General features: G+C 71.4%; 29 protein-coding genes. 15 read left to right on the plus strand and 14 right to left on the minus strand.

All coding sequences use genetic code 11. The annotated features are described in order from the left end of the window. Positions 1-87: 87 nt before the first annotated feature. Entirely contained in the window at positions 88-804 is a 717-nt protein-coding gene (locus AB0F15_RS10910) for a VIT family protein (protein WP_360268514.1), read from the plus strand. Here AB0F15_RS10910 and AB0F15_RS10915 read toward each other — a convergent pair. Continuing rightward, positions 801-2,258, minus strand: a complete 1,458-nt coding sequence (locus AB0F15_RS10915) for a peptide MFS transporter (RefSeq protein ID WP_360268517.1) — start codon at positions 2,256-2,258, stop codon at positions 801-803. The two genes, AB0F15_RS10910 and AB0F15_RS10915, sit on opposite strands and share 4 nt — an antisense overlap. A 189-nt stretch (positions 2,259-2,447) precedes the next feature. Between AB0F15_RS10915 and nhaA the strand changes: the two genes are divergently transcribed. Genes nhaA through AB0F15_RS10930 form a run of 3 tightly spaced genes read left to right on the plus strand, consistent with a single transcriptional unit; the run spans position 2,448 to position 5,111 of the window. Next, positions 2,448-3,626: a Na+/H+ antiporter NhaA gene (gene nhaA / locus AB0F15_RS10920; protein ID WP_360268520.1), complete on the plus strand. Its 1,179-nt coding sequence runs from the start codon at positions 2,448-2,450 to the stop codon at positions 3,624-3,626. Positions 3,627-3,685: 59 nt separating this feature from the next. After that, positions 3,686-4,177 (plus strand): phage holin family protein, encoded by a 492-nt coding sequence (locus AB0F15_RS10925; protein WP_360268523.1) that lies wholly within the window; start codon positions 3,686-3,688, stop codon positions 4,175-4,177. A gap of 7 nt (positions 4,178-4,184) precedes the next feature. Then, positions 4,185-5,111: an alpha/beta hydrolase gene (locus tag AB0F15_RS10930; protein WP_360268526.1), complete on the plus strand. Its 927-nt coding sequence runs from the start codon at positions 4,185-4,187 to the stop codon at positions 5,109-5,111. On the opposite strand, the gene AB0F15_RS10935 is transcribed toward AB0F15_RS10930, so the two are convergent. After that, the gene (locus tag AB0F15_RS10935; RefSeq protein ID WP_360268528.1) at positions 5,098-6,186 is read right to left on the minus strand and encodes an FAD-dependent monooxygenase; all 1,089 of its coding nucleotides are present in this window, start codon (positions 6,184-6,186) and stop codon (positions 5,098-5,100) included. The two genes, AB0F15_RS10930 and AB0F15_RS10935, sit on opposite strands and share 14 nt — an antisense overlap. A 109-nt stretch (positions 6,187-6,295) precedes the next feature. On the opposite strand from AB0F15_RS10935, the gene AB0F15_RS10940 reads away from it, so the two are divergent. Further along, on the plus strand, positions 6,296-7,177 hold the full coding sequence (locus tag AB0F15_RS10940; protein WP_360268531.1) for a GntR family transcriptional regulator: 882 nt from the start codon (positions 6,296-6,298) through the stop codon (positions 7,175-7,177). 43 nt (positions 7,178-7,220) lie between these two features. Here the strand turns inward: AB0F15_RS10940 and AB0F15_RS10945 are convergent, their stop codons facing one another. From AB0F15_RS10945 to nth, 4 genes are read right to left on the minus strand one after another with little or no spacing between them, the layout of a single operon-like run. Next, the gene (locus AB0F15_RS10945; protein WP_360268534.1) at positions 7,221-8,405 is read right to left on the minus strand and encodes a MarP family serine protease; all 1,185 of its coding nucleotides are present in this window, start codon (positions 8,403-8,405) and stop codon (positions 7,221-7,223) included. Between the two features lie 4 nt (positions 8,406-8,409). Beyond that, complete coding sequence (locus AB0F15_RS10950) at positions 8,410-9,108, minus strand: CoA pyrophosphatase (RefSeq protein ID WP_360268537.1); 699 nt, start codon at positions 9,106-9,108, stop codon at positions 8,410-8,412. Further along, positions 9,105-9,704, minus strand: a complete 600-nt coding sequence (locus AB0F15_RS10955; protein WP_360268540.1) for a TlpA disulfide reductase family protein — start codon at positions 9,702-9,704, stop codon at positions 9,105-9,107. Before AB0F15_RS10955 ends, AB0F15_RS10950 begins: the two co-directional genes overlap by 4 nt. Continuing rightward, entirely contained in the window at positions 9,701-10,384 is a 684-nt protein-coding gene (gene nth / locus AB0F15_RS10960; RefSeq protein WP_360268544.1) for an endonuclease III, read from the minus strand. Before nth ends, AB0F15_RS10955 begins: the two co-directional genes overlap by 4 nt. 226 nt (positions 10,385-10,610) lie before the next feature. On the opposite strand from nth, the gene AB0F15_RS10965 reads away from it, so the two are divergent. The 4 genes from AB0F15_RS10965 to AB0F15_RS10980 all read left to right on the plus strand — a co-directional run bounded on the left by AB0F15_RS10965 (position 10,611) and on the right by AB0F15_RS10980 (position 14,493). Further along, positions 10,611-10,862 carry a hypothetical protein gene (locus AB0F15_RS10965; RefSeq protein WP_013230551.1) on the plus strand — a complete coding sequence of 84 codons (252 nt, stop codon included), beginning with the start codon at positions 10,611-10,613 and terminating at the stop codon, positions 10,860-10,862. A gap of 149 nt (positions 10,863-11,011) precedes the next feature. Further along, positions 11,012-11,686 carry a Crp/Fnr family transcriptional regulator gene (locus AB0F15_RS10970; protein WP_003081747.1) on the plus strand — a complete coding sequence of 225 codons (675 nt, stop codon included), beginning with the start codon at positions 11,012-11,014 and terminating at the stop codon, positions 11,684-11,686. Between the two features lie 454 nt (positions 11,687-12,140). Further along, positions 12,141-13,394 (plus strand): MFS transporter, encoded by a 1,254-nt coding sequence (locus tag AB0F15_RS10975; RefSeq protein WP_360268547.1) that lies wholly within the window; start codon positions 12,141-12,143, stop codon positions 13,392-13,394. Between the two features lie 40 nt (positions 13,395-13,434). Beyond that, positions 13,435-14,493, plus strand: coding sequence for a DNA polymerase III subunit beta (locus AB0F15_RS10980; protein ID WP_360268550.1), 1,059 nt, complete (start codon positions 13,435-13,437; stop codon positions 14,491-14,493). Positions 14,494-14,715: 222 nt separating this feature from the next. Here AB0F15_RS10980 and AB0F15_RS10985 read toward each other — a convergent pair whose 3' ends face one another. Beyond that, positions 14,716-15,462: an Lrp/AsnC ligand binding domain-containing protein gene (locus AB0F15_RS10985; protein ID WP_360268553.1), complete on the minus strand. Its 747-nt coding sequence runs from the start codon at positions 15,460-15,462 to the stop codon at positions 14,716-14,718. Positions 15,463-15,646: 184 nt separating this feature from the next. Between AB0F15_RS10985 and AB0F15_RS10990 the strand changes: the two genes are divergently transcribed. From AB0F15_RS10990 to AB0F15_RS11000, 3 genes are all read left to right on the plus strand, one after another. Beyond that, entirely contained in the window at positions 15,647-16,468 is an 822-nt protein-coding gene (locus tag AB0F15_RS10990) for a VOC family protein (RefSeq protein ID WP_360268555.1), read from the plus strand. Then, positions 16,465-17,196 (plus strand): carboxylesterase family protein, encoded by a 732-nt coding sequence (locus tag AB0F15_RS10995; protein ID WP_360268558.1) that lies wholly within the window; start codon positions 16,465-16,467, stop codon positions 17,194-17,196. Before AB0F15_RS10990 ends, AB0F15_RS10995 begins: the two co-directional genes overlap by 4 nt. A 77-nt stretch (positions 17,197-17,273) precedes the next feature. Further along, a complete protein-coding gene (locus AB0F15_RS11000; protein WP_360268561.1) occupies positions 17,274-17,651 on the plus strand; it encodes a hypothetical protein in 378 nt (125 codons plus the stop codon). Here AB0F15_RS11000 and AB0F15_RS11005 read toward each other — a convergent pair. The 7 genes from AB0F15_RS11005 to AB0F15_RS11035 all read right to left on the minus strand — a co-directional run bounded on the left by AB0F15_RS11005 (position 17,629) and on the right by AB0F15_RS11035 (position 21,988). Then, positions 17,629-17,883, minus strand: a complete 255-nt coding sequence (locus tag AB0F15_RS11005) for a glutaredoxin domain-containing protein (RefSeq protein WP_020642043.1) — start codon at positions 17,881-17,883, stop codon at positions 17,629-17,631. The genes AB0F15_RS11000 and AB0F15_RS11005 overlap by 23 nt on opposite strands. Continuing rightward, complete coding sequence (locus AB0F15_RS11010; RefSeq protein ID WP_360268564.1) at positions 17,880-18,650, minus strand: MBL fold metallo-hydrolase; 771 nt, start codon at positions 18,648-18,650, stop codon at positions 17,880-17,882. The genes AB0F15_RS11005 and AB0F15_RS11010 overlap by 4 nt, the downstream gene beginning before the upstream one ends. Next, positions 18,647-19,465 carry an NUDIX hydrolase gene (locus AB0F15_RS11015; protein WP_360268567.1) on the minus strand — a complete coding sequence of 273 codons (819 nt, stop codon included), beginning with the start codon at positions 19,463-19,465 and terminating at the stop codon, positions 18,647-18,649. The genes AB0F15_RS11010 and AB0F15_RS11015 overlap by 4 nt, the downstream gene beginning before the upstream one ends. Positions 19,466-19,572: 107 nt before the next feature. After that, positions 19,573-20,703: a hypothetical protein gene (locus tag AB0F15_RS11020; protein ID WP_360268570.1), complete on the minus strand. Its 1,131-nt coding sequence runs from the start codon at positions 20,701-20,703 to the stop codon at positions 19,573-19,575. A 36-nt stretch (positions 20,704-20,739) separates the two neighbouring features. Next, a complete protein-coding gene (locus AB0F15_RS11025; protein ID WP_360268573.1) occupies positions 20,740-21,366 on the minus strand; it encodes a hypothetical protein in 627 nt (208 codons plus the stop codon). Further along, positions 21,366-21,821 (minus strand): RidA family protein, encoded by a 456-nt coding sequence (locus AB0F15_RS11030; RefSeq protein ID WP_360268576.1) that lies wholly within the window; start codon positions 21,819-21,821, stop codon positions 21,366-21,368. Before AB0F15_RS11030 ends, AB0F15_RS11025 begins: the two co-directional genes overlap by 1 nt. 5 nt (positions 21,822-21,826) lie before the next feature. Continuing rightward, positions 21,827-21,988, minus strand: a complete 162-nt coding sequence (locus tag AB0F15_RS11035) for a hypothetical protein (protein ID WP_360268579.1) — start codon at positions 21,986-21,988, stop codon at positions 21,827-21,829. A gap of 102 nt (positions 21,989-22,090) precedes the next feature. Here AB0F15_RS11035 and AB0F15_RS11040 point away from each other — a divergent pair, with 102 nt between their 5' ends. Genes AB0F15_RS11040 through AB0F15_RS11050 form a run of 3 tightly spaced genes read left to right on the plus strand, consistent with a single transcriptional unit; the run spans position 22,091 to position 24,486 of the window. Beyond that, entirely contained in the window at positions 22,091-22,339 is a 249-nt protein-coding gene (locus AB0F15_RS11040) for a hypothetical protein (protein WP_360268582.1), read from the plus strand. A gap of 21 nt (positions 22,340-22,360) precedes the next feature. Continuing rightward, positions 22,361-23,368 carry an ArsA-related P-loop ATPase gene (locus AB0F15_RS11045; RefSeq protein ID WP_360268585.1) on the plus strand — a complete coding sequence of 336 codons (1,008 nt, stop codon included), beginning with the start codon at positions 22,361-22,363 and terminating at the stop codon, positions 23,366-23,368. Next, on the plus strand, positions 23,365-24,486 hold the full coding sequence (locus AB0F15_RS11050; protein ID WP_360268588.1) for an ArsA family ATPase: 1,122 nt from the start codon (positions 23,365-23,367) through the stop codon (positions 24,484-24,486). Before AB0F15_RS11045 ends, AB0F15_RS11050 begins: the two co-directional genes overlap by 4 nt. Positions 24,487-24,563 lie beyond the last annotated feature (77 nt).

The following is a 24,563-nucleotide window of genomic DNA, read 5'->3' on the forward strand; positions in this document are numbered from 1 at the left end:
GGCTTAGGCAAGGCATTCGTTAATTAGGGCGACCTGACCGGGAATGCGCGGCTCGCCACGATTCCCCGTTCGTGTTTCACTTGTCCCGTGACCGAAACTGCCGTGGAACACACCCACGAACCGCACCAGGGCGTCGGCGGGAAGCTGAACTGGCTGCGGGCCGGGGTGCTCGGGGCGAACGACGGGATCGTGTCCGTCGCCGGCATCGTCGTCGGCGTCGCCGGGGCGACCACGGAAAGCACGACGATCATGACCGCCGGAATCGCCGGGCTCGTCGCCGGTGCCTTTTCCATGGCCGGCGGGGAATACGTCTCCGTGAGCACCCAGCGTGACACCGAACAGGCCTTGCTCCGGCTCGAAAAACAGGAACTCAAGACGATGCCGGAGGCCGAGGAGCGCGAGCTCGCCGAGATCTACGAGGGCAAGGGCCTCTCGCCCGAGCTGGCGAGCCAGGTGGCCCGCGAACTGACCGAAAAGGACGCCCTGCACGCGCACGCGGAGGCCGAACTCGGCATCGATCCGGACAACCTGACCAGCCCGTGGCAGGCCGCGTGGGCCTCGCTGGTCGCGTTCTCGGTCGGCGCGCTGCTGCCGATCCTCTCCATCGCCTGGGCCGGCGTCTCCCTGCGGGTGTGGGCGTGCGCCGCCGCGGTCGTCGTCGGCCTCACGCTGACCGGGTGGATCAGCGCGAGGCTCGGCGACGCGAACGTGGGGCGCGCGATCGTCCGCAACGTCGGCGTCGGCGCCCTCACCATGGTCGTGACCTACTTCGTCGGGGTGATTTTCGGCGTCACCGTGGGCTAGTGAACGCCCTTCATCAGCTTGCGGATGAAGGGAATGCCCAGGAACAGCAGCAGCCCGATACCGATGGCGATCCCGCCGACCGTGCCGAAGTACGGCGCCTCGTCGTCGACCGAGTAGTACTCGGCCAGCTTGCCGGACATGGCCGTGCCCAGCGAGATCGACAGGAAGTTCAGCGCCACCATCTGCGTCCGGAACGCCGCGGGCGCGAGCTTCGTCGACAGCGAAAGCCCGACCGGCGAGAGGCACAGCTCCGCGATGGTGAAGACGAACAGGATGCCGACCATCGCCGGCAACGGACTGGCGTTCTTGCCGCTGCCCACCATCGGCAGGAACAGCAGGAACGCGACGCCCATCAGCACGGTGCCCAGCACGAACTTCATCGGCGTCGACGGCTGGCGCTCGCCCAGCTTGGTCCACAGCGCCGCCAGCAGGGGCGCGAACACGATGATGAACACCGGGTTGACCGAGTTGACCCAGGACACCGGCATCTGCCAGCCGAACAGGTCCCGGTTCAGCCGCTGGTCGGTGTAGGCGCTGACGACGGTGAACTGCTGCTGGTACAGCGAGAAGAACGCCGCGCTGGCGATGAACATCGGGATGAACGAGAACACGCGGCTGCGCTCGACGCCGGTGATCTTGCTGCTGGTCAGGATGACGAGGAAGTAGATCACCGAGATCCCGGCGACCACCCACACCACGACGTCGGCGAGGTTGCCCGGGTTGACGACCCCGGTCAGGACCAGGGCCACGATCGCGGCGACCAGCACGACGGCGGCCCCGATGGCCGTCAGCCGCCGCGACGCCGGCAGCGGGTTCGGCACCTCCTTGGCCTTCTCGCCGAGGTTCTTACGGCCCAGGGTGTACTGGATCAGGCCGAAGGCCATGCCGATCGCGGCGAGGCCGAAGCCGAGGTGGAAGCCGACCGCGGTCTGGGCGAGCCCGGTCAGCAGCGGACCGACGAAGGCACCCAGGTTGACGCCCATGTAGAAGATCGTGAAGCCGGCGTCGCGCCGCTCGTCGTCTTCGGCGTAGAGCGTGCCGACGATCGCGGTCGCGTTCGACTTCAGCCCGCCACTGCCGAGCGCGACGCACACGAGACCGACGCCGATGCCGGTCATTCCCGGCAGCAGCGCCAGGCTGATGTGGCCGATCATGATCAGGACGGCGCTGTAGAACAACGTCCGTTCCGAGCCGAGCAGCCGGTCGGCCACCCACGCCCCGACGACGGCGGAGAGGTACACCAGGCCGCCGTACGCGCCGACGATGCCGAGCGCGGACTCCTGCGGCAGGCCCAGCCCACCCTGGTCGATCCGGTAGTAGAGGTAGATGGGGAGGATGCCGAGCATCCCGTAGTAGGAGAACCGCTCCCACATCTCCACGCCGAAGAGGTTCGCCAGTCCTCGTGGGTGCCCGAAGAACCTCGTGTCCTGCTGGACCTCGGTGGGGGTGCTCACCACTGTCGTCTTCCTTCGTCTAGGGACTTCGTCGTCGATTGGCATGCTATGAGCCCACCGCGTGACCCACCACCGGTACAACGTGTGACAGCGGTCATGACAATCCGTGACAAAGAGCCGGTAAACTGACGTCCAGGTGCGCCGGGAAGCCTGGTCGGCAACAGTGATCAGCGACCCCTGGAGCCGCCCGTGTCCCGCCCGTTGACCGAGTTCGCCCGCTACCTCCGCACCGAAACCACCGGCGGCCTCATCCTGCTCGGCGCGACCGCGGTGGCGCTGATCTGGGCCAATTCGCCGCTGCGGGACAGCTACCACGCCCTGCGCGACTTCCGGCTCGGTCCCGGGTTCCTGCACCTGAACCTGACGATCGGCGACTGGGCGAAGGACGGGCTCCTCGCCCTGTTCTTCTTCGTCGCCGGGCTTGAGCTCAAGCGCGAGCTCGTCGTCGGCGAGCTGTCCCGCTTCAAGCAGGCGGTGCTGCCGGTCGTGGCCGCGATCGGCGGCATGGTCGTGCCCGCGCTCGTCGCCCTCGGCGTCGGCTGGGGAACGCCGGGGATCGAGCGGGCCTGGGCGATCCCGGTCGCCACGGACATCGCGTTCGCCCTCGGCGTGCTGGCGCTGACGGCGTCGAACCTGCCGTCGAGTGCGCGGATCTTCCTGCTTTCGCTGGCCGTGGTGGACGACCTCGGCGCGATCATCGTCATCGCCGTGCTGTTCACGACGGGCTTCGACCTGGTCGCGGTGGCGGTCGCCGTCGTGGCACTCGCGCTGTACGCGTACCTGCAGCACCGACGGGTCCGGACGGCCTGGCTGTACGTGCCGCTCGCGCTGGTCACCTGGGTCGCGGTGCACTCGGCGGGCATCCACGCGACGATCGCGGGCGTCGCACTGGGCCTGCTCACCCGGGTCCGCGCCGACGACGGCGAGGAGGAGGCGCCTGCCCTGCGGCTGGAGCACCGGCTCCAGCCGTGGTCGGCGGCCGTCGCCGTGCCCGTGTTCGCGCTGTTCGCGGCCGGCATCTCGGTCAACGGCGACGCGCTCGGCGCGGTCTTCACGACGGCGTTGCCGCTCGCGGTCCTGGCCGGGCTGCTCGGCGGCAAGGTCGTCGGGATCCTCGGGGCGAGCGTGCTCGCCGTGAAGCTGGGCGCGGCGGAGAAGCCGCGCGGGACGGGCTGGCGGGACATGGTCGCGTTGTCCGTGCTCGGCGGCGTCGGGTTCACCGTGAGCCTGCTGATCGCAGAGCTGTCGCTGCCGGAGGGCACCAGTGAACTGGCGAAGGCCGCGGTGCTGATCGCGTCGGCCGCAGCGTCCCTGCTCGCGGCCGCCTTGCTCCTGCGGCGGAGCCGGGCGCACGCCCGGATGAATTGATCGCCGACACTCAGTGACGCCGCCGCGCCTCGATAACGGACACATGGCACGATGACCCGGTGAGCAGCCCCAAGCACGAACGCACCGGCCCCGACGGCGTGGGGGCCGTGCCTTACCTCCCGCTGTCCTCCGCCACCGACGTCCCCGGCGACCAGTCGATCGGCCGCCTGGTCGGCGACGCGACCCAGCACATCTCCACCCTGGTCAGGGCGGAGATGGAGCTGGCGAAGTCCGAGCTGGTCGGCGAGGTGAAGAAGGGCCTCAAGGGGGCCGTCTACTTCCTGATCGCGCTGACGGTCTTCCTGTACAGCACGTTCTTCCTGTTCTTCTTCGCCGCCGAAGGCCTGGCCGAGTGGGTGCGCTACCGCTGGATCGCCTTCGGCATCGTGTTCTTCGTGATGGTCGCGGTCGCGCTCGGGGTCGGCTTCCTCGGCTACCGCAAGGTGAAGAAGTTCAAGGCACCCGAGCGGACCATCGCCAGCGTCAAGGAGACCGCCGCCGCGCTCAAGCCGCAGCGCGCGCCCGAAGCCGACTTGACCACGCGCGACTGAGTCGTCGTTGCACGCGTCCCCCGACCCGTCGATCGTCCGGCTCGACGGCCCGTGGGTCCACCGCGACGTCTCCGCGAACGGCATCCGCCTGCACGTCGCCGAGCTCGGTGACGGACCGGTCGTGGTGCTGCTGCACGGGTTCGCCGAGTTCTGGTGGACCTGGCACCACCAGCTGCGGGCGCTGGCCGACGCGGGGTTCCGCGCGGTCGCCGTCGACCTGCGCGGTTACGGCGATTCGGACAAGCCACCCCGCGGCTACGACGCGTGGACGCTCGCCGGCGACGTCGGCGGCCTGATCAAGTCGCTCGGGGCGCGGCGCGCGCACCTCGTCGGGCACGCGTGGGGCGGCATGCTCGCCTGGACGGTCGCGGCGCTGCACCCGCGGCTGGTGTCCTCGGTGACGGCGGTCGGCGCGGCCCATCCCCTCGCCCTGCGCTCGGGCGCGGCTCGCCCGTGGCGCGACCAAGGCCGCGCGGCCGGACACCTCTTCCGCTTCCAGGTGCCGATGGCTCCGGAGAAGTGGCTGCTGAAGGACGACGCGCAGGCCGTCGAGGACCTGTTCGGCGGCTGGGCCGGCCGTCGCTGGCGGTCCACTTCGGACTTCACCGGCAGCGTCGAGGCGTTCCGGCAGGCGATGCTCGTGCCCGGGGTCGCCCACAGCGCGCTCGAGTACTACCGCTGGGCGTTCCGCGCCCAGTTCCGCGGCGAAGGCCGCCGGTTCACCGACGCCGTCGGCGCCCGGATCGCGGCGCCGACGTTGCAGCTGCACGGCGCCGAGGACACCTGCATCCTGCCCGAAACGGCGACGTCGTCGATGCGCTGGGCGGGCCCGCACGCCGAGCCGGAGATCTGGCCGGACGTCGGGCACTTCCCCCACCTCGAGGCGCCGGACCGCACGTCGGCGGCCCTGGCGGACTTCCTCAAGCAAGGCTGATGGCGTTCTTCGCCCGTTCCACCGACTCCTCCGACGCCGGTCCTTCGGCGTTCTCGGTGGCCAGCGCCTGGTTGAGGGTGACGAAGGGCCGCATCCGCGTTTCATAGGCCGCGAAAGCCTCTTCGTACCCGGCCCGGCCGAGTTCTTGCGCGAGGACGTACGCGCCGACCAGCGCCAGGCTCGTCCCCTGGCCGGACAGCGCCGAGGCGCAGTAGCCGGCGTCGCCGACCAGCACGACCCGGCCCGCCGACCAGCGGTCCAGGTGGATCTGGGCCATGGCGTCGAAGTAGAAGACGTCCGCGGCGGCCATCGCTTCCAGCAGCTTCGGCACCTCCCAGCCGACTCCGGCGAGCCGCTCGGCGATCAGCCGCTTCTGCTCCGCGACGGCCATCCGGGGCAGCGGCTCCGAGCCGAAGCCGAGCGTGACGCGCAGCTCGGTGTTGTCCCGGACGGGGTAGATCGCCCCGCCGACGTGCTCGTGCCGGAACCAGACCTGCCAGTCTTCGAGGCCCAGGAAGTTGGCCGTCGGGAAGATCGCCAGGTACTGCCCGAGGTGGCGGGTGAAGTCCTCCTCCGGCCCGAAGGCGAGCCGCCGCACGGCCGAGTGCAAGCCGTCCGCCCCGACGACCAGGTCGAACGTCCGGAAGCCGCCGTGCTCGAATTCGACGCGCACGCCGTGCGCCTCTTCGGTCAGGGCCGTGATCGAGTCGCCGAAGACGTATTCGACGTCGGTCGCCTCGTGCAGGATCGTGACGACGTCGTCGCGCAGCACCTCGATGTCGGCGCTGTCGAGCCGTCCGCTGCTGAAGGTCTGCTCCTCCGACCGGAACAGCTCGTGGCCGTCCCCGTCCACCATGGACATCCCGCGCATCCGGGTGCGCACCGCCCGCAGCCGCTCGCCGAGGCCCATCCGGTCGACGACGTCGAGGGCGGCCCCGCGCACGTCGATCGCCTGCCCGCCGGTGCGCGGGCCGGGCGCGCGGTCCACCACGGTCACCGTCCAGCCTTCGCGGGCCAGGAACCAGGCCAGGGTGCCGCCGGCGACACCGGCGCCGGAGATCAGGACGTTCCGCATGTTTCCTCCAGAGTTGTACGCTTGCTTGCACCACAATGGAGGTATGCCAGCTCGAGGGCCACTTCTGTCCTAGCACAGCTGGTCGTCTGTACTAGGTCAGGAGGCAGTCTTGAAGTACGTGGCCATCGCCGAGGATCTGCGTGCGCGGATCGCCCGCGGCGAGCTCCCACCGGGGGCGCGGGTCCCCTCGACCCGGCGGCTCGCGACCGACCACGGAGTCGCGATGGCCACCGCGGCGAAGGCGCTGACCCTGCTGAGCCAGGAAGGGCTGGTCCGTGCCGAACCGCGGTCCGGCACGGTCGTCGCCGGCCGGGACCGCCGTGGCGGTCAGCGTGGGCTGAGCCGTGAGCAGCTCGTGCGGACCGCCATCGCCATCGCCGACGCCGAGGGCCTCGGCGCGTTGTCGATGCGCGGGGTCGCGGCGCGCCTCGGAGTCGCGGCGATGGCGCCGTACCGGTACGTGCGGGGCAAGGACGAACTGGTGCTGCTCATGGCCGACGCCGCGTTCGGCGAGCGCGGCTACCCGGCGAAGCCGTCAGGTGATTGGCGCGAACGGCTGACGCTCGGCGGCCGGACCCTCTGGTCGCTCTTCCGGCGCCACCCGTGGCTGGCGCAGCTCGGGCCGATCACGCGGCCACTGCCGCTGCGCAACCTCGCCGTGCACGGCGAGTGGGCCCTCTCCGCGCTGTCCGAGCTGGGCGTCGACGCCGCGACCCTCTGCAACCTGCACGTCCTGTTCTTCGGCCACATCCAGGGGATGGCGGTCCACCTGGAGCGCGAACAGAACGCGCTGGCGTCGTCCGGGCTGACCGAGGAAGACTGGATGGACCACCAGGGCCCCGCGGTGGCGGCGGTGGCCGCCGGGCACCCGACGTTCACCAGGATGCTCGCCGACCTGACCGAGACGGGCTACGACCTGGTGCTGGACGACATTTTCGAGCTGGGCATGCGGGCCCTGCTCGACGGCCTGGCGCTGCGCTTCGGGCGTTAGGACCTGGTCACCAGGATGTCGTGGCAGACCACTCGGCCCGGCCTTAAGCGGCGCAGGAGCCGGTCGACACGTTCGTCGTCTGCGACGCCGCCGCGTCCACCTCGGCGCGCACCTGCTCGGCCGTCAGCGTGAAGCCGGTCTCCGGGTCCTCCACCGCCGCGCCGAAGACGACGCCGATGACCTTTCCGTCCGGGGTCACCATCGGGCCGCCGGAGTTGCCGCTGCGGATCTCGGCGCGGACCGTGAAGACGTCCCGCTGCACGGTGTTCGCCTCGTAGATGTCCGGGCCGCGCAGGTTGATCCGGCCGCGCACGCGAGCAGGCGTCGCCCGGTACGGGCCGTCGAGCGGGTAGCCCAGCACGACCGCGCTGTCGCCCGCCCGTGCCGTCTCCGGCGCGAACTCGAGCGGCTCGGCCTTCAGACGCGGCACGGCGAGCACCGCGATGTCGACCTCCGGGTCGAAGTAGACGACGCGGGCCGGGTAGTCGCCCTGGGTCGTCTCGATGCCGACGGTGTCGGTGCCGGCCACGACGTGCGCGTTCGTCAGCACCCGCTGCGGCGCGATCACGAACCCGCTGCCTTCCAGCGACCGCGAGCACGAGCTGGCGCTGCCGCGGATCTTCACCACGCTGCCGTGCAGCTCCTGGACGATCCCGCTGCGCTGGAGCGCCGGGTCCGGCGGCGAGGTGTCCGCCGTCGGCGCCTTCTGGAACGGGTCCACGATGGACGGGAACCCGGACGCGTCGAGCAGCTTGCGCAGCTGGCTCGGGAACCCCTGCGCGACCTCGGGCATGGCGTCGTTGACCTTGCCGAGCACCACCGAGCTGTTGATCGCCTTGGGCAGCCACGGCACGCCGGACACGGTCGTCAGCGGCGTCGCGATCAGCCACGCCACGACGAACACGACCAGGGCCTGGACGACCGCACCGAGCGTCTTGTCGATGCCGGAGAGCTTGTCCGGGTTGATCTTCTGCCGGAGCCGGCGGCCAACGTAGACGCCGATCGCCTCGCCGAACGCGACCAGGAAGACCACCGTCGCCACCGCGAAGGCGACCTTCCAGACGGGGTCGTCGAAGAACGAGACCACCACCGGCGCGAGCTGGATCCCGCCGACCGCGCCGAGCACGACGCCGACGAGCGACGGCAGCGCGATGATCACGCCCTGGTATGCGCCGGACACCGCCGCCAGCACGGCCAGCAGCAGCACCAGCACATCGACCCAGTTCACTGCCTCACCCTTCGCCCATGAGCCGCGCCCGGAACGCCGCCAGTGCTTCGTCGAGGTCCCGGACGTCGCCCGAGTCCCATTCGCGCTCCCAGCCTCCCAGGCTCAGGAGGACCGACAGCAACCCGGCGGTGAACCCCCAGACGAACAGGCCGCCGACCTCGAAGGCCGGGCCCTTCCACGGCATGCCGGCCTTCTTGACCGTGAACCGGTTGGCCGGGTCGACCAGGTCGGCGATGGGAACGCGCGCGACGGACGCCGTCTCGCCCGGGTCGACCGCGTGCACCGGCGAGGGTTCCGCCCAGTGCGCCAGCACCGGCGTCACGGCGAAGCCGGACACCGGGACGAACAGCTCCGGCAGCACCGCGACCGGGCGGACGCCGGACGGAACCACGCCGGTCTCCTCTTCGGCCTCGCGCAGCGCGGTGCCGACCGGGCCGCCGTCGCCCTCTTCGGCGCCGCCGCCGGGGAACGCCACCTGCCCGGCGTGCGAACCCAAGGTGTCGGCGCGGCGCTGGAGCAGGACGTCCGGCTCGCCGTCGGCTTCGCGCTCGCCGAAGAGGATGAGCACCGCGGCGGGCCGGGTGAAGGCGTCCTCGGGCGGGCTGAACCGCGTGAACGTCTTCGAATCGACCTCGGCGCTGACCTTGACCAGCGGCCGGAGCCACTCGGGCACCGACTCCGGTTCGACCAGTGGTCCGATCACGCTGCCCCCTCGACTGCCACGCGCACCTGGTCAGTGTTCACGAACGTGCGGGGGTTGGCGATGAACCGCACGTCGCCCCGGGCGGTCACCAGGTAGGACGCCGGGAGCGACGAAGGCACGTTCAGCGCCGTCCGGACGGGCCCGCTTCCCCCGTCCCCGTCGAACACCGACGGCAGGTGCACACCCAGCTTCGCCAGCAGGTCCAGGCCGTCCTTCGCCGGGCTCTGCACCTGGACGCCGAGCACGCGCACGGCACCGGGCTGCTTCGCGTACTCCTGGAGCACGGGCAGCTCGGTCCGGCACGGCTCGCACCACGACGCCCACACGTTGACCAGCACCGGAGCCCCGGCGAGCGCGCGTCCGACGTCGACGCTCGCGCCGTCGCCGAGGCAGTCCGCCTTGACCCCTTCGAGCTGCTTGACGGGCTGCGCGGAGCCCGGCACCGGGCACGGCTGGAGCGCCGCCGCGGACCGGGCGGGCGCGAGATCCCCGGCCGGCTTGGCAGCGGTGTCGTCACCCCCGCGCGGCAGCAGCGCGACGATCAGCGCCACCGCCAGCACAGCGGCGGCCAGCGCCCACCGGGTGACTCTCGTCACCGGGGCGTCGCCAGCGCCAGGATGTGGTCCTTTTCGACGCCTTTGACCAATTTCGCGGCTTCCTCGAACCCGGTCGGGCCGGTGCCGTAGGAGGGGCAGTCCCTGGCCAGCGGGCAGGCGCCGCAGGCCGGCTTCTTGGCGTGGCAGACGCGGCGGCCGTGGAAGATCACCCGGTGGGAGAGCATCGTCCACTCCTTGCGGGGGATCAGCTCGCCGATCGCGTGCTCGACCTTGACCGGATCGTCCTCCGCCGTCCAGCCCCAGCGCCGGACCAGCCGGCCGAAGTGGGTGTCGACGGTGATGCCCGGCACGTCGAAGGCGTTGCCGAGCACGACGTTGGCGGTCTTGCGGCCGACGCCGGGCAGGGTGACCAGGTCGTCGAGCTTGCCGGGGACCTCGCCGTCGAAGCGCTCGACCAGCGCCGCGCCGAGGCCCATCACGGAGTTGGCCTTGGCCCGGTAGAAGCCGGTGCTCCGGAGGTATTCCTCCAGCTCGGCGCGGTCGGCGCCCGCGTAGTCGGCGGCGGTCCGGTAGCGCTTGAACAGCGCGGGGGTGACGAGGTTCACCCGGACGTCGGTGGTCTGCGCGGACAGCACGACCGCGACCAGCAGTTCGAGTGGCGTGGTGAAGTCGAGCTCGCAGTGCGCGTCCGGATACACGTCGTCCAAGCAACGCTTCATCCGCCTGGCGCGTCTCACCAGAGCTAACCGGCTTTCACCAGCGCCCTCACGGGGGGCGTTCGTGGTGGCAGGTGGCACCCCGATAGCCTACGGGCGCCGTCGGACGAGCCGGGCACTGCACCGGTGGACGACCGACACGCCAGAGCACCACCTCGGCGCGTTTTCCGGCCGCCATGAGCGAGGATCTGGAGTACATGCTTCTCACTGAGTGTTTCGGGGTCCGGTCATGACCGTCTGGTTCGTCATCCTGGTCCCCCTGGTCATCATGTTCTTCGCGCTCTTCATGGAGCGGGTGGAGAGCAGGCTCAAGCACGTCGCGGTGCAGGAGAACGAGGTCGAAGAGTTCCTCGAGCAGGCGCAGCCCAACGAGGTCAGGGCGCTCTACGGGCACGGCATCGGCCGTGCGCTGGAGCTGTTCCGGCTGCGTAGGCTGGGCGGACGGGCAGCCAGGCTACGCGCGCGTCGCGTGCGGAGTTAGGCTCCACGTTCGAACGAGATCGTTTCCGCCATGTGCGAGTCCGGCGGGCGATCTCGGGAGTACGCCCTAGACTGACGCGCAAGTGATCGGCGTCACGCTCCTTCAGTCACGGGGGAGCGTGATCGTTTCTCGACGAGGAGGCACCCGAGGTGGACGAAACCCTGGCCCGTGCGGGCATTTTCCAGGGTGTGGAGCCGGCAGCGGCGGAGGCGCTGGCCCAGACCTTGGAATCCGTGGAGTTCCCCCGCGGCCATGTCATCTTCAACGAGGGTGAACCCGGCGACAAGCTGTACATCATCCAGTCCGGCAAGGTGAAGATCGGCCGCAAGTCGCCGGACGGCCGCGAGAACCTGCTGGGCATCTTCGGCCCGTCCGACATGTTCGGCGAGCTGTCCATCTTCGACCCCGGACCCCGGACCTCGAGCGCGACCACGGTCACCGAGGTCCGCGCGGTCACCATGGACCGCCCGGCCCTGCGCCAGTGGATCTCGACCCGCCCGGAGATCGCCGAGCAGCTGCTGCGCGTGGTCGCGCGCCGTCTGCGCCGGACGAACAACATGGTCGCGGAACTGATCTTCACCGACGTCCCGGGCCGCGTGGCGCGGGCGCTGCTGCAGCTCGCGCAGCGGTTCGGCAGCCAGGAGGCGGGCTTGCTGCGGGTCACGCACGACCTGACGCAGGAAGAGATCGCCCAGTACGTCGGCGCCTCGCGCGAGACCGTCAACAAGGCTTTGGCGGACTTCGCCCACCGCGGCTGGCTGCGGCTCGAGGGCAAGAGCGTGCTGATCCTGGACCCGGAGCGGCTCGCCCGCCGGGCCCGCTGAGTCTCTGTCACGCCGAGTCTCCGTCACACTGAGTCTCTGTCATGAAGAAGGCCTCCTCACCCGCCGGGTGAGGAGGCCTTCTTCGCGTAACCCATAACAAAGAGCCGGGCGCCACCCCCGACGTGGCGCACCGGCTCTTCGTTGTTGCGCGGACCATCCCCCGACGATCCGCGCTCCCGCCCTCCGGGCCAGGCCCCGACCCGTGTGCCGGAGGGAGCTGGGTTTTTCTGTGCTGTTGTTCAACCATCACGGCCCATACCCACGAATTCAAGGCCATTCACTCTCAAGGACGCCATCTGGGCGGTTTCGTTGCAGGAGTCCACACAGAATATCCTGAGTGTTACCTGATCGAGATCTCCTGCGCCGTCCCCAAGATCCACAGTCCGGCCACCGGTGACGCACGTGACCGGTAAATAACTGGTACTGACGTACCACTCTGCGGCATACTGCTGTGGTGTCCCAGTCTGCCTCGAACCACGAAAGCCGCACGTCGCTCGCCGACTACCGCACCGCGCTGACGACCCGCGCCGCCCGGCGGCCCGCCGTCGCGTCCGTGCTCGCCCGCCTGCCGATCGCGATGATCGGCATCTCGGCGCTGCTCTACGTCCAGCGTGAGACCGGTTCCTTCGCCGTGGCCGGGCTGGTCTCGGCCGGTTCACTCGTCGGTGTCTCGGTGGGCGCCGTGGTGCAGGGCAGGTTGATCGACCGGTTCGGGCCGACCCGGCCGCTGCTCGTCTTCGCGCTCCTCTCGGCGCTGTCGATGGCCGCCTTGGTCACGGCCATCGAGTCGCACGCCACGACCGCCGTCATGGTCACGTTCGGCGCCGTCACCGGGCTGTCCGAGCCGATGGTCGGGTCGGCGTCGCGAGCGCTGTGGGCACGGCTGCTCCCGCCGGGTGGCGCGCGCAACGCCGCGTTCTCGTACGAGGCGATCAGCATGGAGGTGTTCTTCATCCTCGGTCCCGGCGTGGCCGGGCTGCTGGTCATGGCGCCGTGGGCGGGCACCGGCCTGGTGCTGGGCGTCGCGCTGCAGTTCACCGGCGCCCTGCTGTTCGCGTTGAGCCCGGCCGTCCGGGCGTGGGGTCCTTCCGGCGGCGCGCGGGGGTCGCTGCTGGGCGCGCTGTCGAGCCCGGGCATGCGGACGCTGGCGCTCGCCGCGCTCGGTTTCGGCGTCGTGATCGGGTTCGTCGAGGTCGCCGTGCCGGCGTCGGCCACCGAAGCGGGCCACGCCTCCGTGGGTGGCCTGCTGCTGTCCGCGTGGTCGCTGAGCTCGGTCGCGTTCGGCGTCGCCTACAGCCTGCGGCCGTGGCCGCGGCGGCTGGGCCTGCGGCTGCCGGCCCTGCTCGGCGGGTTCGGCGCGCTGGTCGCGCTGCTCGCCTGGCCGTCTTCGCTGTGGGGCCTGGCGCTGATGATGCTGCTGGCGGGCGCGTTGATCACGCCGCAGTCGACGGCCCACTCGGCGGCGATCGAGGTGGTCGCGCCGTCCGGGACCGCGGCGGAGGCGTTCGGCTGGGTGCTCACCGCCGTGACGCTGGGGCTGGCGGCAGGCCAGTCGATCAGCGGGTACGTCGTCGAGCACGCCGGTCCGGGTGCGGCGTTCCTCGCGGCGAGCGTGGCCGGGCTGGTGCTCGCCTTCGTCGTGTGGCTGCTACGCGGCACGGTACGGGCGCCCCGGTCCGCTCCGGTTCCCGAGCTGGTCAGCGCGTAGTTCGGCGGTTTTTGTCGGTGCCCGCCGCTAGCTTGTGGGCATGGACGTCACCGCGCCTGCTCACCGCCTCTCGGCGGCCGTCTCCGCCGCTTCGCGCCTGCTGCCGGCCCGCGCCGGGCTGCGGCTGGAAGCGGGCGCGGCCGGACTGACGGTCGCCGGGAGCGCGCCGGACCTGGCCGTCCGGTTCGACTGCCCGGCGACCACGCACACCGACGGCTCGGTCGTCGTGCCCGCGGCACCGCTGGCGGAGACGCTTCGGGCCTTGGACGCGGAGTCGGTGCGCCTGATCGTCGAAGGCACCCGCCTGGCGTTGCGGCTGGACAACGCCCGGTTCGCGCTGCCGCTGCTGCCCGAGTCCGGTCTCGCTTCGGACCCACCGGCCCTGGTGTCCGAAGTAGACGGAGCGGCGTTCGCCTCGGCGCTGCGGATCGTCGCGGGAACCGCGGCCAAAGACGACCCGCTGCCGCTGTTCACCGGCGTCCGGCTGCAGGGAGGCGACCGCCTCACCCTGACCGCGTCGGACCGCTACCGGATGGCGGTGGCCCGGCTGCCACTGCGCACGCCGGGTGCGCTGGACGTCCTGGTCCCGGCGACCCTGCTGTCCGAGGCCGCACGCCAGGCCGCCGGGGTGGTCGGGCTGCACCTCGGCCCTGGCCGCTTCGGCTTGAGCTGGTCAGGCGGCCTGGTCGCCACGGCGGTGCTCGACGCGGGCTTCCTGTCGGAGGAGTCGATCCCCTCGGGCGCGGTGGACACCACGGTGTCCCTGGAGGCGGACGCCCTGGCGGCGGCGGTCCGCCGCGTGGGCGTGTACGCCGAGGACAGGCGCGTCTTGACGCTCGAGGTGGGCGACGCGCAGGTCCGCCTGGCGAGCGCCCGCCAGGACACGGGCGAAGCGGAGGAGACGCTGAAGGCGGACGTCGGCGGCGGGCGGACGTCCCCGTCGTTCCAGGCTCGGTACCTGCTTGACGCGCTGCAGGCCTTCGCGGGTGAGCGGGTGGTGCTGTCGATCCAGCCGGGGATGCGGGCGTGCATCCTGCGGGCGGCGGAGCCCGGGGAGGTGGAGCTGACGTACTACCTGATGCCCATGCTCAGCCGATGAGCTCGCTCAGGTCCCGGAGGACGACGGTGGCCGCCGGTCCGGCGGTGAACTGGCTGACGGTCATGGCCGCTCCCGAAGCGCTGTTCGCAGGCGTGCCGGAGGTGCGGCGACGAGCCCCTCCAGCAGGGCTTCCATCCGCAGGCCCCGGCTGGAGAGACCTTCCCGAGCGAAGAACTCGTGCAGATCGACGAAGGACGTGGCCGCCGAGCGCAGGTCACTGCGCTACACCGGCTCCAGGGTGCCGAAGCGCTTCAACGTCCGGATCATCGGGGCCGTCTCCACCTGCTGGACCCCCGGCAACCCGCCCAGGTCATCGGCCAAATACGCATACAGGGCCGCGTCGTCGCGGCAGCCCACGTTGGCCACCAGGTTCGCCGGGCCCGTTGTGGCCGCCGCGAAGGCCACTTGGGGTGGGATGCCAGCGCCTGGCCGGCCGACTCCAGGGCCGATGGGGCCACCGTCAGCCAGAGCGTCGCCGTCAACGGGTAGCCCAGCAAGGCCGCGTCCACCTCCACGTCGAAGTACAGCGCTCCCGATGAGCGCAGGACCTCCAGGCGACGGCGGACCGTCGACTCCGACCGGCCACAGGCCGACGCCAATGTCGACATGTCGGCTCGGGCGTCGTGGGCCAGGGCGGCGAACAGGGCCGCGTCCTCCGGCTCGGGCCGGTACACGGCGTCCGGAGCCGGGTGGCGCAACGCCGCGACCTCCGCCGGCGACAACGCGTTCGACCGGCCCGGCCAGCCCGCCGGGCCGCCCGCGAAGCGGCGCAACAGCCGGTACGCCGTCATCGACACCACTCGAGGCGTCCGCGGCAACTGACCCAGCAACAAGCCGTCCGCCTGCTCCCGCAGCGGCGCCCGGACGAAGCACACGATCTCCGTCCCGCCGGACATCAGGCTCACCCACTGCGTGTCGTCCCGGCGGGCCAGCCCGGCCGCGATCGCCGCCGCCGCGTCGGGGACGCACCGCAGCCGGACCAGCCAGTGGACCTGGCCCAGTGGTGCCGCCTCCGGGACGCCGACCACCCGCAGCACCCCGGCCGAACGCAGCTTCCGGCCGGATTCCACCAGATCAGCCTAGGTGATGTCGGATTCCGCGCACGATCTCGTCGTGGATGGAACGCCGCCGCGGAGCCACCCACGCTGAAGGCATGCACATCGACCACACGGTCTTCCTGACCAGGAACTACGCGGACACCTGGCGTCGCTACGAACAACTCGGCTTCACGCTCAGCCCGCCGTCGCGGCACTTCGCGTCCGTCAGCGACCGGAGCGATCCGGTTCCGAGCTGCACGGCCAACCGCTGCGCCTACTTCGGTGGCTCGTTCCTCGAACTGATCGGGATCGTCGACGAGGAAGCCGGCGACCCGTGGCGCGTGCTGCCGATCCTGGACGCCCGCGGCGACGGCCTCCACGGCTGTTCCTTCGGCGTCGACGACTCCGCGGAAGCCGAGCGCCGGCTTCGCGAAGCCGGGCTTTCCGGCTCGGGCGTGCTGCAGCTGCAGCGGGACGTCGAGCTGCCGGAAGGCACGCGCACCGCGCGCTTCCGAAGTGTCCACATCAGACGGGACCGTACCCCCGAGGGCATCCTGCACACCGCCGAGCACCTCACCCCGGAGTACGTCCACCAGCCGCGCTACCTCGGCCACCCCAACGGCGCCCGCGGCGTCGCCGGGATCGTTCTCGTGGTCCCGGACAGCGAAACGGCCGTCTACCAGCAGCGTTATGACGTGCTCACCGGCGGGCGGCGGCTGGTCGACATCATCGGGACGAGCGACCTCGACGCGGTCCTGCCCGGCGAAACCCCGCGGAAGCTGCCGTACTTCGCCGCCCACGGGGTCGTGGTTGCCGATCTGGCGAAAGCGCGGAAGCTGATCGAGGAGCACGTTCCGACGAGCACGAACGACCGCGGATTCTTCGTCCGCGCCGAGGACGCCTTCGGAGCGGCCGTGTACTTCGAGGAGGCGCGATGATCGTCGAAACCACCGCCGGCCGGATCCACGGCACGCAAGGCGCGTTCAAGGGCATCCCGTACGCCACCGCGAAACGCTTCGAAGCCCCGAAGCCGCCGAAGCCGTGGAGTGGTGTCAAAGACGCGCTCGAAGCCGGGCCCGCCGCACCGCAGCCGCCGTCGCGGCTGGAGCGCGCCCTCGGGCCGATGCCCCTGCCGCAGAGCGAAGACTGCCTCTCCCTCAACGTCTTCACGCCGTCGACCACCGGAAGCCGTCCGGTGCTGGTGTGGATCCACGGCGGCGGGTTCTCCAGCGGCTCCGGTGGCCAGGTCTGGTACACCGGCACGCGCCTGGCCCGCGACGCCGACGCCGTCGTCGTGACGCTCAACTACCGCCTGGGTGTGCTCGGGTTCCTGAGCGCCGAGGGGATCCCGGCGAACCTCGGGATCGCCGATCAGCTCGCCGCGCTGGAATGGGTGCGGGACAACATCGCCGCGTTCGGCGGGAATCCGGCCGAGATCACCCTCGGCGGGCAGTCGGCCGGGGCGCAGTCGACGCTCGCCCTCTGGTCGGCGCCACGCGCGAAGGGCTTGGTCAAGCGGATCGCGCTGCAGAGCGCACCGCTCGGCATGCGACCGTCCACACCGGACGAAGCCGCCGGGCCCGCCGCGCGGCTCGCCGAAGCGCTGGGCGGCGCGCCGAAGCGCTGGGCGGCGCGGACATCCGGACCATCGGAACCGAACGGCTGATCGCCGCTCAGCTCGCCGTCCCCGGCAAGCCCGGCTCCATCGAACCGCCGTTCCAGCTCGTCGCCGACGACGACCTCGTGGCGACGGACCTCATCGACGCCGCGCCGGAAGGCCCCGCGCTCATCAGCTGGACGCGGGAGGAGCTGCGCGCCTTCGTCCCCGACGCGCCCCAGGGGGTCATCGACCAGGCGAACGGCTTCTTCACCAGCGAGCGGCTGGCGGAGAAACTCGGCGCCTTCACCTACCGCTTCGACTGGCAGGCTCCGGGCAACCGGTTCGGCGCCTGCCACTGCATCGACATCCCGTTCCTCTTCGGCACCCACGACGTCTGGAAGGCGCCGATGCTCGAAGGCGCACCGGCCGGCCTCGAGAACGAGACCGGTCTGCGCGAAGTGTGGGCCGCCTTCCTCCACGGAGAACGGCCCAGCGCACTCACCCCGCCGAAGCTGCCTTGACGGCGGCCTCGACTTCGGCGAAGGAGGGGTTCACCATCGCGGTCGACCCGACGATCACCGTCGGTACCGTCTCGTTGCCGTTCGCGACCTCGCGCACCCGTGCGGCCGCCGCCGGGTCCTCCCAGATGTTGATCGCGCGGACGGTGAAGCCGCTCTTCGACAACGGGCGCTCCAGCGCGGCGCAGAACCCGCACCCCGGGCGCCAGTAGAACTCGACCTCGACGTTGCTCATCCGTTTTCCTCCGACCGCAAGTAGTCCAGCTGTGCCTGCACGCTCCACTCGGCGGGCGCCCACAGCGCCCGGTCGACGTCGGCGTACACGACCTCGACGACCTGGCGCGGAGTGGCGTCCGCCCCGAGCGTCTTCAAGGCCGAACGCACCTGGTCGAGCCGCTGTTCCCGGTGGGAAAGGTACTCGCGCGCGGTCGCGGGCAGATCGAGGAGCTCCGGGCCGTGGCCGGGCAGGCCGACCGTCCCCGCCGGCAGCTCGATCAGCTTCCGCAGCGACCGCAGGTAGTCGCCGAGGTCGTGCAGCACCGTGGTGCCGCGCCCGAGGATGGTGTCGCCGGTCAGCACCTGCGAACCGACTATGAGCGACACCGAGTCGTCGGTGTGCCCCGGCGTGTGCAGGACACGGAGGGAGAGGCCGCCCGCCGAGATCACCTCGCCGTCCACAAAGGACGAAGCGTCGATGCACAGGGCGGGGTCGAACGCCCGCACCGGCGCGCCGACGCGCTCGGCGAACCACGGCGCACCCTCGGCGTGGTCGGGGTGGCAGTGCGTGAGCAGGATCAGCTCCACCTCGCCGGCCCCGGCCAGCAGCTCGAGGTGCTCGAGGTCGCGGTAGCCCGGATCGACGACCACCGCCGGGCTCGACGGCGTCGCCCGCAGCACCCAGCTGTTGGTGCCTTCGAGCGTCATCGACGACGGGTTGTTCTCCAGCAGCACCGAAGCCGTCTCGGACACCTGGCGCAGCACGCCGTAGGCCGGGGCGTTCACCGCGGCTCCAGGACGACGCGGACGTGACCGTTCTCCCGCACCAGCGTGGGCGCGATCCGGACGATCTCGCGTGGCGCGGCCAGCACGTCGTCGGCGGTGGCGAACTCCGCCAGCTCGCTCAGCGTCAGCCACGTCGGCGGCATCAGCATGCGACGCCCTTCGCGCGCGTCGACGATGGCGTCTTCGGGACGCTGCCAGCCGGAGCTCGACGCCTCCGACGTCGCACCGTCGGCCTCCTGGCCTTCCGGGAGCTTCGCGACGTAGAACCGGGTGTCGTACCGGCGCGGTTCCTGCTCGGGCGTGATCCAGTGCGCCCACGGACGCAGCAGGTCCGCCCGCAGCGTCAAGCCCGCGTCGGCGAGGAAGCCGGCCAGCGACACCTCTCGCGTCTCCAGGGCCTGGCGGGCGGCCGCGTACGGGCTGACGTCGGTGAGCACCGCGTCCGCACCGCCCGCGAGCAGCACGCCGGACTCCTCGAACGTCTCGCGCACGGCCGCGCAGGTCAGCGCCCGCGCGAGGGCCTCGTCGCAGCCGAACCGCGAAGCCCACCACGACGGCGCGGGACCGGCCCACGCCACCGACGTGTCGGCGTCGCGCTGGTCGACCCCGCCGCCGGGGAAGACGGTCATCCCGCCCGCGAAGGGCATGCCCTTGACCCGGTGCTGGAGGAAGACCTCGACGCCGTCGGCGCCGTCACGGACCAGGATCACGGTGGCCGCGTCCTTCGGCGTCGCCGGCGGGCCGTCGGCGTTGGCCCGGGTGGCTACCCCGGCGCCGACCGGGATGTCGAAGACAAACTCCTTTGGCTGCTCCACCCGGGCAACATACCTCCGCACCCCACCGCCCCGTCGCGCAGTTGTGGCATCCCAGAAAGCGGGAAAGCGGCACTTTCACGTGAAAGTGCCGCTTTGTACCGCAAACCTCAGGGGGCGGTCCAGCCGCGCTGGTCGCCGCCGGAGCGGGAAGCGCCGTTGAGGCGCATCTTCGCCGCCTCGGCCCGCTCGCGCTCGGCCAGCTCGGCGTGCAGCTCGCGCAGCAGCGCCCGGTCGCGTTCGCTCAGGCTCGGGTCGTCCAGGTCCAGCGCCGGCAGCTCGACGACCTCGTGCATGCTCGGCTTGCCCGCGGCGATCTCGCGGCCCTTCTCCGGGTCCTCGGCCAGCGCCTGGCGCAGCTGCGCCACCTCGGCCGGAGTCAGGTCGGCGGTGCGCTCGGCCCGCGTCTCGGCCCGCGCCTTGCGGGGCGGCTCGGGGACGGGCTGCGGCGGCGACACGATCGGCACCACCGGGGCGACCGGCTCGGCCGGCGCCGTCGTGGTGGCGCCGGACCGCATGCTGTGCCTGCTGCCCGACTCCGCGAGCGATTCCGACGTCACCGGGGCCGGCGGCTTGACGGGCTCGGACCGGTACGACGACGAGCTCGACGTCGTGCTCCCGGTCACCCAGGCCGGCGACGCGGCCGCGGAAGCGGCCTGGTGGTACTCGGAGTGCGCGACGCCGGGGCCGCTGACCTCGACGACCGAGTGGATCCCGGCCCGGCGCAACGCCGTGTCGACGCGGAACGCGACGGCGGGCGGATTGCCCTCCGGCCCCAGCTCGACGAGCACGACCCGCTGCGGCAGCGCGCCCGGCACGCTGCCGGCCGGGGTGTTGCGCCACACCGCGTGCACCGAACGGACGTCCGGCAGCACCTGCAGGGTCCGGTCGAGTGCCTCGGCGATGCCGAACTCCGGGGCGTTCTCGCCGGTGAACCGGTGCGTGCTGACCGGCTCGGCCTCGTCGACCAGCAGATCGTTCGCCAGCGTCGCGTCCGACCGGCTCATCTCGAGGACCAGCGCCAGCTCGCGCTGCTCGGCGGAGCTGACCGGGATCCGGCCCGCGATGAGCGTGCCGGTGGTCAGCTCGACCGCCTCGTCGATGTGGGCCCGGGCGATCAGCTCACGAGCTTCCGTGAGCGCGCTGTCGTCGATCCGGCCCGCCAGGGCCAGCAACAGGTTGTGCAGGCGCAGGGGCACCGAGAACCCGTCCATGGGCGGGCCGTCGTGGACCTCCACCATTGCCTTGCTCCCTCCCAGCTCGCTGGCGGGCGAGCGTTATGCGGCTACTAGCCGGCTTCCCGTCACCGCGCCCACGCAGACCAGCTCTGAGTCGGCCAGCGCGGCCCGGTGGTAACCCGGCAGGTCGAAGCGCGGCGGGATGACCTCGACGCTGGGCTCTTCGTCGCCCAGAACGCGCAGCACGCGCTGCAGTTCGCCGGTCAGCCTCGGCAGCCCCGCCTGCGCGGTGACGAGCAGGACGCGCTTGGCGGTCCCCTGCCCGACCACACCGACGTGTCGCCAGCTCTGCCGCACTTCCCCCACGTCCGGGCGACCCCGCAACGTTGCGTGGATCAGAACGGACACGGAGTCGACCGAGTTAACCCATTCGGGCGCACTCGACGTGAATGTGTACCGGTTCTCGGAGACGTCGTCTACCCCCAGCGTCGAACTGACCTGGTGCCAGTCGGCGCCGTGCGGGATGAGACCGGCCACGAGCAGCCGGTACTCCGTTTGGTCGAGGTCGATCCTGTGCTTAAGCAAAGACCTCGGGAGGGTCCGGGCGAGGGTGCCCATCGCGCCTTCGCCGAGCCAGTCCCGGAACCGCCACAGCAGCTGGTCGGGCAGCCGCCCGGCCAGCCGGATCAGCAGCTCGTGGGTGGACTGCTCGATGTCCGGGTCCATCACTGCACCTCCACGATGAGTTCGACCTCCACCGGCGAGCCGATGGGCAGCTCCGCGACGCCGACGGCCGACCGGGCGTGGATGCCCGCGTCGCCGAAGACCTCGCCGAGCAGTTCGGACGCGCCGTTGACGACCGCAGGCTGGCCGGTGAAGCCCTCCGCGGAAGCCACGAAGCCGACAACCTTGACGATCCGCGCGACGTTGTCAATGCCCACCAGCGCGTGCACGGCCGCGAGCGCGTTGAGCACCGACGTGCGAGCGTGCCCCTTCGCCTCTTCGGGGCTGATCTCCGCGCCGACCTTGCCGGTCGCGGCGAGCACGCCGTCGACGAAGGGCAGCTGGCCGGAGGTGTAGACGTGGTTGCCGCTCTGGACGGCGGGGACGTACGCGGCCAGCGGCGCCGCGACGCCGGGCAGCTCGATACCGAGCTCCTTCAGCCGTTCGCTCCAGCTCACCCCGGTCAGCCCTTCGGACGCTTCAGGTAGGCGACGTGCTGCTCGCCGGTCGGGTTCGGCAGCACGGTGACCAGCTCCCAGCCGTCCTCGCCCCACTGGTCGAGGATCTGCTTCGTGGCGTGGATCAGCAGAGGGACGGTGGCGTACTCCCACTTGGTGGTGCTCATAGCCGCCGAGCGTAGCCAAGCGGGCAAGTGCGCCCGGGGACACCGCCGGAAAACGGGACGCGACGCGCCGGGGTGTGGTTCATCTCACGCTAGCGTGGGCGCGTGGAAACGTGGCGCGTGCTCGCGACGGCGCTGCTCGCGGCGGCCGGCCTGCCCCTGGTGCTCGTCGTGATGGCGAAGGTGCGTGACCGGACGCGGAACTCGGGTCAGGTCGCGCTGGGTGGGGTGATCACCTTCACCCTGCTGGCGGTGGTGGGCGTGCTCACCCTCACGGTGCTGCCCGGCCTCGTGAGCTGGGCGCTCGTCGCCGTCGTCGCGGCTGCGGTCAGCGTCATGCTGCTGGCCGGTTGAGCGCTGAATTAGGGTGGTGAAGTGACCACTTCCCATGCCGGCTGGACCGACGAGCTTGCCCGCGCCCGGCTGCACTTCGTCACCGGCAAGGGCGGCACCGGGAAGACGACGCTCGCCGCCGCGCTCGGCCTCGCGCTCGCCCGCGAAGGCCGTCGCGTGCTGCTCATCGAGGTCGAAGGCCGCCAGGGCATCGCCCAGCTCTTCGACACCGAGCCGCTGCCCTACGCCGAGCAGCGCATCGCGTCCGTCCCCGGCGGGGGCGAGCTGCGTGCGCTGCACATCGACGTCGAAGCCGCGCTGCTCGAGTACTTCGAGATGTTCTACAACCTCGGCTTCGCCGGCCGGACGCTGCGGCGGATGGGCGCGATCGAGTTCGCGACCACGCTCGCGCCGGGCCTGCGGGACGTCCTGCTCACCGGGAAGATCAAGGAGTGCGTCGGCCGGACCGAGTCGGACGGGCGGCACACCTACGACGCCGTCGTCGTCGACTCACCGCCGACCGGCCGGGTCGTCAAGTTCCTCGACGTCACCAAGGCGCTGACCGACCTCGCGAAGACCGGCCCGATCCGCGGCCAGGCCGACGGCGTGGTCCGCCTGCTGCACTCCGGCGAGACCGCGGTGCACCTGGCCACGCTGCTGGAGGAGATGCCGGTGCGCGAAACCGTCGAGGCCGTGGCCGAGCTGGACGGCGCCGATCTGCGCCCGGGCGCGGTGCTGGTCAACCGGGTCCGGCCGCCGCGGCTGCCCGCCCGTTCGGTGACCGCCGCCGCGGACGGGCGCGTCGACGCCTCCCGCGTCCGCACCGGGCTCGCCTCGGCCGGGCTGAAGCTGCCGCAGGCGACCCTGGACGCGCTGGTCGACGAGACCGTCGAGCACGCCGTGCGGGTCGCCGCCGAGCAGCGGGCCCGCGAGCAGCTCGCCGAGGCCGACCTGCCCACGCTGGAGCTGCCGGACCTGACCGACGGCGTCGACGTCGCGGCCCTCTACGACCTGGCCGAAGCCCTGACCGACCAGGGAGTGCGGCTGTGACGACCATCGACATCGACGCGCTGCTCGACGACCCGGAAAGCCGCGTGATCGTCTGCTGCGGCTCCGGCGGCGTCGGCAAGACCACCACCGCCGCGGCGCTGGCCCTGCGCGCGGCCGAGCGCGGCCGCCAGACCGTGGTGCTGACGATCGACCCCGCGCGCCGGCTGGCTCAGGCGCTTGGCCTGCGAGAACTCGGCAACCACCCGAAGCAGGTGCAGGTGGAGGGCTTCGAGCCGAAGGGCGAGCTGTGGGCGATGATGCTCGACATGCGCCGCACCTTCGACGACATGGTGCGGGTGCACGCCGGCCCGGAACGCGCCGAGCAGCTGCTGCAGAACCCCTTCTACCAGACGATTTCCACGTCGTTCTCCGGCACGCAGGAGTACATGGCGATGGAGAAGCTGGGCCAGCTCGCGGCCACCGGCGAGTGGGACCTGATCATCGTGGACACCCCGCCGAGCCGGTCCGCGCTGGACTTCCTGGACGCGCCGACACGGCTCTCGTCGGCGTTGGACGGGCGGATGATCCGGCTCCTGACCGGCCCGGCGAAGGCCGGCGGCTGGGGCCTGCGCAAGGTCGTCAACGCCGGGTTCTCGATGTTCGCCAAGGCGGTGTCGACCATCATCGGCGGCCAGCTGCTGACCGACGCGTCGGCGTTCATGCAGGCGTTCGACAGCATGTTCGGCGGCTTCCGCGAGCGCGCGCGCAAGACGGCGGAGCTGCTGCGCTCGTCCGGGACGTCGTTCCTGGTCGTGGCCGCGCCGGAGCCGGACGCCCTGCGCGAGGCGTCCTACTTCGTGGAGCGGCTGTCGGCCGAGTCGATGCCGCTGGCCGGGCTGATCGCGAACCGGACGCACCCGGTGCTCGCGAAGCTGTCGAGCGCCGAAGCACTGGCGGCGGCCGAGTCGCTGCAGGAAGGCGACACGAACGCGCCGCTGGCCGAGGCGGTGCTGCGGCTGCACGCCGACCGCGTCAGCCTCGCCGCCCGCGAAGAACGGCTGCTCGCGCGGTTCACCCGCGCGCACCCCGAGGTGGCACTGGCGAAGGTGCCGGCGCTGGCCGGTGACGTCCACGACCTCGACGGCCTGCGCGACATCGGCGTGAAGCTCGCCGGCTGAGCCGCACTTTCACGTGAAAGTGCCGCCCGCAGGTGGTCAGTCGACGACCACGGCGAGGTCCACCGGCTCGTGCACGC

It is taken from the genome of Amycolatopsis sp. NPDC026612, from assembly GCF_040638285.1.
Classification (GTDB): Bacteria; Actinomycetota; Actinomycetes; order Mycobacteriales; family Pseudonocardiaceae; genus Amycolatopsis.

Excerpts from the sequence above, each read along its gene's own strand:
- AB0F15_RS10935 (WP_360268528.1), bottom strand. The coding sequence starts at position 6,186 with ATGCGGAACGTCCTGATCTCCGGCGCCGGTGTCGCCGGCGGCACCCTG.
- nth (WP_360268544.1), bottom strand. The coding sequence starts at position 10,384 with ATGAAGCGTTGCTTGGACGACGTGTATCCGGACGCGCACTGCGAGCTC.
- AB0F15_RS10965 (WP_013230551.1), top strand. The coding sequence starts at position 10,611 with ATGACCGTCTGGTTCGTCATCCTGGTCCCCCTGGTCATCATGTTCTTC.
- AB0F15_RS10980 (WP_360268550.1), top strand. The coding sequence starts at position 13,435 with ATGGACGTCACCGCGCCTGCTCACCGCCTCTCGGCGGCCGTCTCCGCC.
- AB0F15_RS10990 (WP_360268555.1), top strand. The coding sequence starts at position 15,647 with ATGCACATCGACCACACGGTCTTCCTGACCAGGAACTACGCGGACACC.
- AB0F15_RS10995 (WP_360268558.1), top strand. The coding sequence starts at position 16,465 with ATGATCGTCGAAACCACCGCCGGCCGGATCCACGGCACGCAAGGCGCG.
- AB0F15_RS11005 (WP_020642043.1), bottom strand. The coding sequence starts at position 17,883 with ATGAGCAACGTCGAGGTCGAGTTCTACTGGCGCCCGGGGTGCGGGTTC.
- AB0F15_RS11020 (WP_360268570.1), bottom strand. The coding sequence starts at position 20,703 with ATGGTGGAGGTCCACGACGGCCCGCCCATGGACGGGTTCTCGGTGCCC.
- AB0F15_RS11025 (WP_360268573.1), bottom strand. The coding sequence starts at position 21,366 with ATGGACCCGGACATCGAGCAGTCCACCCACGAGCTGCTGATCCGGCTG.
- AB0F15_RS11035 (WP_360268579.1), bottom strand. The coding sequence starts at position 21,988 with ATGAGCACCACCAAGTGGGAGTACGCCACCGTCCCTCTGCTGATCCAC.